The 11,543-nt window shown below is 39.1% G+C and carries 10 protein-coding genes and 1 pseudogene; 8 read left to right on the top strand and 3 right to left on the bottom strand.

Annotated features, from left to right (window positions below):
- The first annotated feature begins 80 nt into the window (after positions 1-80).
- The 5 genes from speE (at position 81) to QA612_RS07670 (ending at position 5,284) form a co-directional block, all read left to right on the top strand.
- Positions 81-911, top strand: coding sequence for a spermidine synthase (gene speE / locus QA612_RS07690; protein ID WP_278283208.1), 831 nt, complete (start codon positions 81-83; stop codon positions 909-911).
- A 24-nt stretch (positions 912-935) separates the two neighbouring features.
- Positions 936-1,523, top strand: a complete 588-nt coding sequence (locus QA612_RS07685; protein ID WP_278283207.1) for a hypothetical protein — start codon at positions 936-938, stop codon at positions 1,521-1,523.
- Positions 1,524-2,235: 712 nt separating this feature from the next.
- On the top strand, positions 2,236-2,682 hold the full coding sequence (locus QA612_RS07680; protein ID WP_278283206.1) for a YwiB family protein: 447 nt from the start codon (positions 2,236-2,238) through the stop codon (positions 2,680-2,682).
- Complete coding sequence (argS, locus tag QA612_RS07675) at positions 2,683-4,353, top strand: arginine--tRNA ligase (RefSeq protein ID WP_278283205.1); 1,671 nt, start codon at positions 2,683-2,685, stop codon at positions 4,351-4,353.
- A gap of 133 nt (positions 4,354-4,486) precedes the next feature.
- Positions 4,487-5,284: an alpha/beta fold hydrolase gene (locus QA612_RS07670; RefSeq protein WP_278283204.1), complete on the top strand. Its 798-nt coding sequence runs from the start codon at positions 4,487-4,489 to the stop codon at positions 5,282-5,284.
- Between the two features lie 114 nt (positions 5,285-5,398).
- Here QA612_RS07670 and QA612_RS07665 read toward each other — a convergent pair whose 3' ends face one another.
- Both QA612_RS07665 and QA612_RS07660 read right to left on the bottom strand, forming a co-directional pair.
- A complete protein-coding gene (locus tag QA612_RS07665; protein ID WP_278283203.1) occupies positions 5,399-7,339 on the bottom strand; it encodes a heavy metal translocating P-type ATPase in 1,941 nt (646 codons plus the stop codon).
- 356 nt (positions 7,340-7,695) lie between these two features.
- Complete coding sequence (locus tag QA612_RS07660) at positions 7,696-7,983, bottom strand: hypothetical protein (protein ID WP_278283202.1); 288 nt, start codon at positions 7,981-7,983, stop codon at positions 7,696-7,698.
- Positions 7,984-8,437: 454 nt separating this feature from the next.
- Here QA612_RS07660 and QA612_RS07655 point away from each other — a divergent pair, with 454 nt between their 5' ends.
- The 3 genes and pseudogenes from QA612_RS07655 (at position 8,438) to QA612_RS07645 (ending at position 9,961) form a co-directional block, all read left to right on the top strand.
- Positions 8,438-9,271, top strand: a complete 834-nt coding sequence (locus QA612_RS07655) for a nitrilase-related carbon-nitrogen hydrolase (RefSeq protein WP_278283201.1) — start codon at positions 8,438-8,440, stop codon at positions 9,269-9,271.
- A gap of 178 nt (positions 9,272-9,449) precedes the next feature.
- A pseudogene (locus QA612_RS07650) lies at positions 9,450-9,695 on the top strand (peptide ABC transporter ATP-binding protein); the annotation flags it as partial.
- A 44-nt stretch (positions 9,696-9,739) separates the two neighbouring features.
- On the top strand, positions 9,740-9,961 hold the full coding sequence (locus QA612_RS07645; RefSeq protein ID WP_278283200.1) for a hypothetical protein: 222 nt from the start codon (positions 9,740-9,742) through the stop codon (positions 9,959-9,961).
- Between the two features lie 273 nt (positions 9,962-10,234).
- Here QA612_RS07645 and cls read toward each other — a convergent pair whose 3' ends face one another.
- Complete coding sequence (cls, locus tag QA612_RS07640; protein ID WP_278283199.1) at positions 10,235-11,437, bottom strand: cardiolipin synthase; 1,203 nt, start codon at positions 11,435-11,437, stop codon at positions 10,235-10,237.
- Positions 11,438-11,543 lie beyond the last annotated feature (106 nt).

Raw genomic sequence — 11,543 nt, 5'->3', positions numbered from 1 at the left:
TAGTGGCAATCATTGAGAAAAAAATAAATGGGTGTTTGTAATTTATGGACATAGTGAATGTATAAAATGAGGTGACAATTATGGAATCATGGTTTACAGAAAAGCAAACGAAGGACTTTGGTATAACAATGCGATTAAAGCAAACGTATGTTAGTGAAAAAACAGATTTTCAAGATCTAGAAATGGTGGAGACAGCGGAATTTGGGAATATGTTAATCCTAGATGGAATGGTAATGACCACAGAAAAGGATGAGTTTGTCTATCACGAAATGGTAGCCCACATTCCTCTTTTTACTCATCCTAATCCGAAGCAAGTACTTGTTGTGGGAGGGGGCGACGGTGGAGTTATAAGAGAAATATTAAAGCATCCTGAAGTAGAAAAAGCTACACTCGTCGATATTGATGGGAAGGTTATTGATTACTCCAAACAATACTTACCTACAATTGCTGGTAAACTTGATGATGTTCGTGTAGAAGTAAAAGTGGATGATGGCTTTATGCATATTGCTCAGTGTGAAAATAAGTATGATGTCATTATGGTAGACTCTACGGAACCGGTTGGACCAGCTGTAAACCTATTCACGAAAGGTTTTTATGAAGGTATTTCAAAGGCATTAAAGGAAGATGGTATATTTGTAGCACAAACGGATAATCCATGGTTCCACCAAGAGGTTATTAAAAATGCCTTCAAGGATGTGAAAGAGACCTTTCCAATTACTCGTTTATATACTGCCAACATACCAACCTATCCAAGCGGGTTATGGACCTTTACGCTAGGGTCAAAAAAATATGACCCTCTACAAGTCTCGGACGAACGTTTTCACGAGATTGATACGAAGTATTTTACGAAAGAAATTCATAAAGCGGCATTTGTATTACCGAGATTCGTAAAGGATTTAACAGAAGCTTAATAGGGAAGGAAGGAAGGAGCTCCGTTGCTGCAAAGGGAGAAAAAGAGATTTGCAGGAACAGAGGAAGTGTCCAGCGTTGCTGCAAAAGGAGAAAAAGAGGTTTGCGGGAACAGAGGAAGTGTCCAGCGTTGCTGCAAAGGGAGAAAAAGAGGTTTGCGGGAACGGAGGAAGAATCCAGCGTTGCTGCAAAGGGTAAAAAAGAGGTTTGCAGGCACAAAGGAAGTGTCCAGCGTTGCTGCAAAGGGAGAAAAAGAGATTTGCAGGCACAGAGGAAGTGTCCAGCGTTGCTGCAAAGGGAGAAAAAGAGATTTGCAGGAACGGAGGAAGAATCCAGCGTTGCTACAAAGGGTAAAAAAGAGGTTTGCGGGAACGGAGGAAGAATCCAGCGTTGCTACAAAGGGTAAAAAAGAGATTTGCAGGCACAGAGGAAGAATCCAGCGTTGCTACAAAGGGAGAAAAAGAGGTTTGCGGGAACGGAGGAAGTGTCCAGCGTTGCTGCAAAGGGAGAAAAAGAGGTTTGCGGGAACAGAGGAAAAGTCCAGCGTTGCTGCAAAGGGTAAAAAAGAGGTTTGCAGGCACAGAGGAAGAATCCAGCGTTGCTGCAAAGGGTAAAAAGAGATTTGCGGGAACAGAGGAATAGGGCAGACTCCCCATGGAAGTGAACATTTGCACCGTGAGGGATGAAAATGTTCTTTTTAAGGTATACTAATCTTCCCCCATTTCCAATCTCATACAGTTTGCGGTAAGATAGGAGGTTTCTATCATCCTGCATTTTTGTTGTTCCATCGTTTGCGGGAACAATAGCGACTTCATCCTTACTGCATTTTTGTTTTTCCGCCGTTTGCGGTAAGAATAGCGACTTCATTCTTACCGTATTTTTATTTTTCCACCATTTGCGGGAACAATAGCAAGTCTTCTTTTGCATTTTCAGAGTAGACATACCTCTCTATATGTTTTATTCTTCCCTAGTTATATTGAACCAGCTTCAACTGAACCAACATCGAATTTCCCCTGGTTCAATCTCACCTTCAGCCACGATCATGCTCAGGGAATGAACCAGATACTTTTGTGCCATCTTCAATTTTCCCTGATTCGATCTCACGCTAAAACTCCCTCATGCTCCGTTATTGTAATCTAAAATATGCTTCTGTTTTCAGGTTACACCGCCCATGCAAGCAAGTTTAAATTATGAAATAAAAAAAATTATAGAAGTAAAAAAAGAAGAAAATTAGGAAAAGCTTGAAGAAGATAGGCATTTTTAGATATAATACATAAGTTATTATAATGACCGACAATGCATTACATAATTTGGGGTGATTTAACAATGGCTTCAACAAAGGGCAAGCCCATTCAGATAAAGATGAAAACAACAATTAGGGATGGGTCACAAAAAGATACGACAGAGTTGAATGCGAAGGGTCACATATTCCATAAGGGATCTGCTATGTTTTTACGATTCCAAGAGCCTCTCCAAGAAGGGCAAAATAAGACGACAATGCAAACCATGAAAATTCAAAAAAATGAACTAATCGTGTTACGAAAAGGTGCTGTAACAATGAATCAACGATTTGTTTCAGGTATAAGTACAGAGGGGACATATCAGAGTCCGTTCGGCATAATGACAATGGAGACAAAGACGAAAGAAATTGTATTCAATTGGGATAACGAGAAGCACCAAGGTTCACTAAAGCTTCGATATTCTTTACGATTACAAGGTTCAAAAGCAGGGAATTACGAAATGCAGGTGAAATTTAAGGAGGTAGAAAGATAAATGAACCAAGTGGAAAAATTAAAGGAACAATTGAAAAATGAGATTATTGCTGCAGTTAAAAGTGCCGGCTTAGCTAATGATGAAAATATGCCATCTGTTGTTATCGAATCACCAAAGGAGAAGGAACATGGGGATTACGCAACAAATATGGCGATGCAATTAGCTAGAATCGCTAAAAAGGCACCACGAATGATTGCAGATGATATTGTAAACCATTTTAATAAAGAAAAAGCAAGTGTTAATAAGGTTGAAATTGCAGGGCCTGGTTTTATTAATTTCTTTATGAAACAAGACTACTTATCTGACGTAATTGCAACTGTCCTTGATAAAGGAGATGCATATGGTAATACGGATTTCGGAAAAGGAACGAAAATTCAAGTGGAGTTTGTTTCTGCGAATCCTACAGGAACCCTTCATCTCGGACATGCAAGAGGGGCAGCGGTAGGAGATTCACTATGTAATATTTTAGAAAAAGCAGGCTATGAGGTTGCGAGAGAATACTATATAAATGATGCAGGGAATCAGATTGATAACTTATCGCGTTCTATTGAAGCTCGTTACTTTCAAGCTCTAGGACAGCAAATGGACATGCCGGAGGACGGTTATCATGGACAAGACATTATCGGATTCGCTAATGAAATTGTAGAAACTTTCGGGGAAAGATTTAAAGATACACCTGAAAAAGAACGGTTAGCTTTCTTTCGTGAGTACGGACTAAAGCGTGAACTAGACAAGTTACAGGAGGATCTTGCTGATTTTCGAGTAAACTTTGATAATTGGTACTCCGAAACATCCTTATATACAACTGGAAAAGTGAAAGATATTCTTGGTGAATTAGACAATCGTGGAGAAACATATGAGGAGGATGGTGCTGTATGGTTCCGTTCCACAGTGTATGGTGACGACAAGGATCGTGTTCTTGTAAAAAGTGATGGCTCTTATACGTATTTAACACCAGATATTTCGTACCATAAAGATAAGTTTGCCAGAGGTTTTGACGAATTAATTAATATTTGGGGAGCAGATCATCACGGCTATATTCCTCGAATGAAAGCTGCCATTCAAGCATTAGGCTACAATAAAGAACAGCTCGACGTGCAGATTATCCAAATGGTAAACCTTTTTGAAAATGGAGAAAAGGTGAAAATGAGTAAACGTACAGGTAAAGCGGTAACGATGCGTGATCTAATGGAAGAGGTAGGCATTGATGCTACACGTTATTTCTTCGCAATGCGTGCAGCAGACACTCATTTAGATTTTGACATGGATTTGGCTAAATCACAGTCAACAGAAAACCCAGTTTACTATGTACAATATGCCCATGCACGCATTTGCAGTATGCTTAGACAAGCCGCTGATCTTGGGTACATGGCAGAATCAAATGCAAACTTCAGTCGCTTAACCTCTGAAAAAGAACTTGAATTGATGAAAAAAGTTGGCGAGTATCCTGAAGCGGTAACAGATGCAGCAAAAAAAAGAGCGCCACATCGTATGGCGAACTATGTATATGACCTTGCACAAAGCCTTCACAGTTTTTACAACGCGGAGAAAGTAATCAACGAAGATGATGCAGAATTAACGAAAGCTCGACTAGCTTTAATGGAAGCGGTGCGCAGTACTTTGGCAAATGCACTGAAGCTAGTTGGTGTTGTTGCTCCTGAAAAGATGTAATGATAGAAATGATGTACTACGCCGCATCCTGATACTGGGATGCGGTGTTTTTAAGTTTGAGTTTTGCATGATTCCACTAAAATTCACACAAAATAGCACTAGTTAGATAAAAATTCAGCTGTGGGTGATAAACGTGCCAATTACTAAAGATGAAACCAAAGCTCCGATATATTATGAAGTAGCAGGGAATGGTCCACCTATTGTGTTTATTCATCCTCCAGGAATGGGACATGTAACGTTTCGCGGAGAGAAGGATGGCTTACAATCTCAATTTACAGTTATCACTGTGGATTTGAGGGGGAATGGCCGAAGTGGGACGGATGATAGGGAATTATCCATGTATATTGTTGCAGAGGATGTAGTGCGTGTCCTAGATGAGTGTGGAATCCAGCAAGCGTATATTTGTGGTTATTCTAATGGGGGTTCAGTTGTTCAAGAGCTTGCCATTTCCTTCCCCGATCGTATAAAGGGAATCGTATTAATTGGTGGATTTCCTGAGGTGAACAGCTTTTTACTACGAAACGAATTTAAATTAGGTATTTGGGCGACGGATAAAAAACTAATGACACTAATTGCAAATGTATTAGCTTTTGCTCATGAAAAAAAGCCAGAAAAGAGAAAGGATCTTTCTGACTATGTAAAACAAGTTTCTCCTGAATTTTTAGAGGAGTATTATCGAATGGGGCTAAAATATAAAGCAACTGATCGCCTTAAAGGGATACATTGCCCTGTTCTCCTTATTTATGGGCAGCGGGATGATTATGTTCATCATTATCGTCACTTATTTCAACAATATATTGCAGGAGATGTATCCATGATCCTTGTCGGTAACACTGCACATCAAGTACCAACAAAAAAGGTTCACGCTTTAAACCATATCTTGAAGGATTTTATGAGAAAGGCAGAAAATCAATATAGCTATGTAGAATGAATCCGTAGAAAAAGTCGCTGTTAAATTGAAAAAACCGGGCAAAACTTTCCTCTGCTCGGTTTTTTCACCTTTTGCAAAAATTTAATTATGTTTTTATCTATTCCATCCTTTATTCTACGCCTTCAACAGACGTAATCCGTTTAAAATAACGAGAATGGTACTACCTTCGTGACCGATTACGCCTAGTGGAAGTGTTAAGCTTTGGGCGAAGTTAGCGGCTATAAGTATGACAATAATTGAAATGGAGAATATCAAATTTTGTTTAATAATTCGATTCATACGCTTAGAAAGCTCCAATGAAAACCTGATTTTATTTAATTCACTTTTCATAAGAACGAGATCGGCTGTATCGATAGCAATGTCTGTACCTGAGCCCATTGCAACTCCAATATGACTCTTCGCTAGGGCAGGAGCATCGTTTACTCCGTCTCCAACCATTATCACTGAATCATACTTCTTTCTTAAGCGATCTACTTCATGTACCTTTTGCTCAGGGAGACATTCTGCAATCCAATCGTCAACCCCTGCTTCTTTTGCAATAGATGCAGCTGTCGCCTCGTGATCTCCAGTAATCATGACTGTTTTTATTCCCATATCATGAAGAGCTTTCAATGTTTCCTTTGCGTCCGATCGAACCTGATCTTTTACTGCAAAAGAAGCTACTACCTCTTCATCTTTCGAAACATAGACAACCGTTTTTCCTTCCTTTTGCCAGATTTTTTCTCGTTGGCACCATTCGTCGGTTAATGGACCTGTGTTTGTTCGCTTCATTAGCGCCCAATTACCAATAGCCCAACGACAGTGATCAATCGTTGCTTCAACTCCGTAGCCAGTAACATCGTGAATAGTCTCCACTATAGGAAGCTTTTTATCAGCCTTAGATTGTGAAAACTGAACTAAAGCTTTGGCTAGAGGATGATTCGACTGCTGTTCTATTGCCGTAACTACGCTGTAGACGTAGCTTTCGTCAGCCTCTTCTTGTAAAAAAACGTCAGTAACTTCTGGTACACCAGTTGTGATTGTTCCTGTTTTATCGAAAGCTATCACATCAGACTTTGAGAGCTGCTCTAAAAATACACCGCCCTTCATAAGTATGCCGTTTCGTGCACCAGTTGAAATGGCTGATAATAATGCAGGCATAACGGAAGCGACCACAGCGCATGGAGATGCTACAACGAGAAGGACCATTGCTCGGTAAAATGTATCTTGAAAGTTCCAGCCGAAAATTGTATAAGGTACGATAAGCATAAGAGCTACAAATGTTAGGACGATAATAACATAAGGTCCTTCTACTTTTTCAATCCACTGTTGTGTAGGAGGACGTTCAGATTTTGCTTGCTTAACTAACTGAATCATTTTTTGGAAAAGAGAATCAACATTCCTTTTTGTCACTTCAACTGTCATGGACCCTTTGCCATTCATCGTTCCATTGAAAATGAGACTACCTTTCGTTTTTTCAACAGGTAGAGGTTCTCCGGTTAATGTTGATTCGTCCACAGTAGTTTCTCCAGTTAACACTGTTCCATCAACAGGTATTCGTTCCCCAGGCTTTACTATAACCTTGTTTCCAATTTCTATTTCGTCCACAGATACTGATAGCATATTGCCGTTTTCATCTATTACGGTAGCTTTATCTGGAGCCATTTCAATAAGATTGGATAAGTCTTTCTCGCTTTTTTGCCACGTGTAAGTTTCCATTGCTCCACTAAGGGAGAAGATGAAAATGAGGATAGCTCCCTCACCCCAATAACCGATTGATGCAGCACCTATTGCAGCAAGCATCATAAGAATTTCGACGTTTAATGATCGATCGTTAATGAGATCGAGAATCCCCTCTTTTGCTTTGAAGTAACCTCCAATGACGTATGACATAGCATACAGTATTATGGCTGCGGTTGATAGTTGCTGCTGGTCGAGAATATAGCCGATAAGTAGGAAACCTCCACCTAGCAATGAAAAAAAGAGCTGACGATGCATAGAAATACTATTTGTTGCCCGGTGACAGCAATCAATGATGAAGGAAGATGGTCGGACGTTGTTCGTTTGAGTTTCCATTTGGAAACACCCCCTCGTTTAATTGAGAAATAGAATCATCTTCATTACCCTTAAAAAAGCAGAAATGCTGACGCCTAATTGGCGTCAGCAATAAATCTTGTAGTCTACTATATTCGTTTTTTACCTTTGTAAATAGTCTATGCGTGATAGGTACCTATTTGTTACAAAGTTTTATGAAGGTTTTAAAAAATTTTTTTCGTTACATTTATTATAGCATATTCCATTATCTTTTTCTAAAAATAAACTCTTATAATAATCATAATAATTACAAATAAATATTTATTATTATTAAAAAGGGGGTGGACAGTCATGGAAGTGAAGATTTGTACTTTGGAGGATGAAACAGCAATAACATCTTATGATTTTGTAGCTTTTGCAGTCGTCAATGAGCCTGCAAAAGGGAAAAGAAGGTTTGCAGGAATATAGAAGCCGCCAATGAACCTGCAAAAGGGAAAAAGATGTTTGCAGGCGTATAGAAGGTCGCCAATAAGCCTGCAAAAGGAAAAAGGAGATTTGCAGGCATATAGAGAGCCGCCAATGAGCCTGCAAAAGTGAAAAGGAGATTTGCAGGCATATAGAGAGCCGCCAATGAGCCTGTAAATCAACAATGCACAGGATCTCGATCGTTTAGCCGTCTTCTTCACTATCACATATCATGAATTTTTAGAATTGCCAGTTGTAGTGTCCGCTTTATTATCTACCTATTTATATTGTTGCTCTGTAGCTTCATCCGTCGAGACAATGGGTAGTGGTTTTAATCCAATTTGAATGAGTGGAATCCCACGAGACTCCAGTGGGAACAGCAACAGGTGAAGACCGCGCGACCCCGCACTTCGGCACAGTGTGAGAAGTGTGAGACTGAGGCGTTGTCCGCGGTAAAGAAGACACTGTGATTGCGAACGAAAGTGAAACAGAGCAGATGTTGCACTTATACCCTTGTGGTGAAAGCGAAGTGGGAAGGAATGAATGATTAACCTGACCTTTATTTGCTAAGTTTCATAACAGCTATTTTAGTGTAAAGTTTGTATAAAATATATTGCCAAATGACTTCTTCTCCCGTATAAATAATAGTAATTAATCTTGGTGGGGGTGAAGGGAATGGTTAAGGTAGCGGGAATACAGATGCGATCGCATAAAGGTAAAGTTGAGGAGAATCGTGAGAAAGCTGTCCATTTTGCTAGAAAAGCTGCTTCGCAAGGTGCAAAGCTCATTTGTTTACCGGAGTTATGGGTGACAGGTTATGGGATGGATACAGATCGTTTCATGCAGTTAAGTGAAACAGTGGACGGACCAACAGTATCACTATTCCGGCAATTAGCGATGGAACTTAACGTTGTCTTCATTGTTCCTTTTCCTGAACGAGCAGAAAATAAGTTTGAATTAGGAAGGGAAAGTATTTTTATTTCTGCAGCAGTTATTGATGCTGACGGTACTATTTGTGGAGTATATCGAAAATCAATGCTTTGGGGAACAGAAAGAAGTACTTTTTCTCCTGGATTAAAGCATTATTCCGTTTTTAATACGGAAGTAGGTAGAGTAGGAGTATTAATTTGTTACGATATTGAGTTTCCTGAAACAGCAAGATTATTGGCGTTAGACGGTGCTGATTTAATTGTGGCCCCATCCGTTTGGAGCTTCCATGCAGAATCGAGATGGGATATACAGCTACCAGCGCGAGCATTAGATAACTCTTTGTATGTACTTGGAGTGAATGCTGTTGGTGAAGGCGCTTGTGGAAAAAGCAAATTTATCTCTCCGAATGGAGCAGTGTTAATGGAGGCTCCTACAACGGAGGAGAGAATAATATACGGTAATGTGGATAAAAGAGAGCTTTTACAAGTACGACAAGAGATTCCTTATATGAAGGATTACCCAGAGGACTTCATTCCAATTGGGAAGAAGGAAGAAAACGAACAGATTAAAGGAGCTTAGTGTAAATTTTTGATAAAAAGTTTTAACAAATGGGCTGTTTTTCATACCCCAAGGAGCAAATTTTAGCTTGAGAAGAGGAGATATCCATGCTCAAGCTTTTTTTGATGAATTATAAAATGCGGATATAGCGTCACATTTAAAAGCCTTTTATACAAAATGAATGTAAGAAAATACAACATTTGACGAACCAACCTCTGCATTAGATCCTGAGCTAGTTGGAGACGTATTAGCCGTTATGAAGAACCTAGCTAAGGAAGGGATGACTATGGTAGTCGTAACTCATGAAATGGGCTTTGCAAGAGAAATGGGAGATCGAGTTATCTTTATGGATGAAGGTGTCATTATGGAAGAAGGAAATCCAAGTGAAATCTTCGATAACCCACAAAATCCAAGAACACAGTCGTTCTTAAGTAAAGTTTTGTAAAAAATATTTCTTGGTAGACCAACCAACAAGGAGAAACTTGTACCATGGGGGATGAAAATACTCTTTCAATGCTAACACTACTAATGGTTTTGTTGCTTTGCAGGCGTCTAGAAAGCTTCTTGGATCCCGCATTTGTGATTTTTACTGCTTTGCGGGCGTCTAGGGGCTTCATTCTTACCGCATTTATGTTTTTCCATCGTTTGCGGGAAGAAAAATGGCTGCATTCATCCCGCATTTATGTTTTTCCGTCATTTGCAGGCTTATAGGCGGTCTTCTATGTTACCGCAAACTTGCTTATTCCGATTTGCAGGCTTATAGGCGACCTTCAATGTTACCGCAAACTTGCTTATTCCGATTTGCAAGCTTATAGGCGATCTTCTATATTCCTGCAAACCTTCTTTTCTCCATATGCGGGAATAATAGCGAGTCTTCTTTCTTATTTTCAGAGTAGACTTCCGAAAAAGGTGAAAAAGAAGAGTTTCGCTACGGGAAAGGAGTCCTCTGAGCATCTCGCATCAAATAGTGTTACCCATAACCATTTATAAGATTGGTGAAATGGCAGAAGCAAACTTTTCCTTTGTTTTTTCAAATAGTGTTCGCTTTTCAATATGATCCAATGTAATTTTTTCACTGCTTTCATAAAAGTCTTTTTCGATCTCTTCTTTAACGTCCCGTATCCATTCGTCATTGTGAATGATACAATTCACCTCATAATTTAAGTGAAAACTCCGCTTATCGAAATTTGCTGTTCCAATGTCTACAATATTTGCATCAATAATGATCGCTTTTGAATGATAAAACCCTTCGTAAAACTGACGTACCTCCACGCCTCCTTCAATGAGTGGCTGTAAATATGGGTATGCAGCATCTTTTACAAGGGGATGATCAGGATATTTTGGAATGAGTATTTGGACATAGACTCCTTTTTTGGCAAGAGAAATTAATTCATCTACCATTTCTTTTCCTGGAATAAAGTATGGTGTACCAATTAAGACGGATTTTTTCGCTTTGCTAAGAAGAGACATCATCTTTTCTTTTATGTGACTGCCATTGGTGGGAGCAATTTGCACATCTAGCTTTCCCTTCATCAATGGTGGAAAATAGTTGTCATTCAACAAGACGGACTCCCCTTTTGCTTTATTCCAATCCATTAGAAATTGTTTTTGTAAATCTCCTACTGCTTCGCCAATTAAATAAAGGTGATAATCTCGCCAACGCCCCATCTTTGGATCTCGGCCTAAATATTCATCGCCAACATTATAGCCACCAATGTAAGCTGTTTTTCCGTCGATAACCGTAATCTTTCGATGGTTTCTTTGATTAAGACTATAAAACAAAAAAGGAAAGGAAGGAACGTGGATACGCTTAAAAATAATGCCTGCTTCCTTCAGTTCCTTTCTCGCTTTCTTAGAAATTTTTGATCCTATCCAGTCAACCATAAGCCGAACAGTCACACCTTCACGTGATTTTTTCTTTAAATTGTCAATCATTTTTGTACCGATGCTGTCATCTCGAAAAATATAAAATTGCATATGAATATGGTCCGTTGCTTTTTCTATTTCCTTGAACATATGGTCAAACAATTTATCGCCATGGGAAAAAAAGTGTGCGTCACTTTTACGTATTGGCGGCTCTTCATAACTTTTAACTAATTTATTATGTTGCTTTTTTCCTAGTGTAAGATCGATCATAATCCAGGCTACTAATACTAATAAAATCATGACTAAAATACTCCAGAACACCGAATTCCTCCTTCAAGATGAATGAAAACACCATTTATAAATATATATGTAAAAAACATGTTGCATTATCCTTCATAACTAAAAAGATGTCCTACAAAAGGGCTTT

The organism is Evansella sp. AB-P1, assembly GCF_029688925.1.
Lineage (GTDB): Bacteria > Bacillota > Bacilli > Bacillales > Salisediminibacteriaceae > Evansella.
The sequence above is the reverse complement of the archived record's forward strand: the minus strand, read 5'-3'. Positions and strand labels throughout refer to the sequence as shown.

Bases quoted from the DNA above. Each gene is read 5' to 3' on its own strand.
- argS (WP_278283205.1), top strand. From the start codon at position 2,683: ATGAACCAAGTGGAAAAATTAAAGGAACAATTGAAAAATGAGATTATT.
- QA612_RS07665 (WP_278283203.1), bottom strand. From the start codon at position 7,339: ATGGAAACTCAAACGAACAACGTCCGACCATCTTCCTTCATCATTGAT.
- QA612_RS07645 (WP_278283200.1), top strand. From the start codon at position 9,740: ATGGGGGATGAAAATACTCTTTCAATGCTAACACTACTAATGGTTTTG.
- speE (WP_278283208.1), top strand. From the start codon at position 81: ATGGAATCATGGTTTACAGAAAAGCAAACGAAGGACTTTGGTATAACA.
- QA612_RS07655 (WP_278283201.1), top strand. From the start codon at position 8,438: ATGGTTAAGGTAGCGGGAATACAGATGCGATCGCATAAAGGTAAAGTT.
- QA612_RS07680 (WP_278283206.1), top strand. From the start codon at position 2,236: ATGGCTTCAACAAAGGGCAAGCCCATTCAGATAAAGATGAAAACAACA.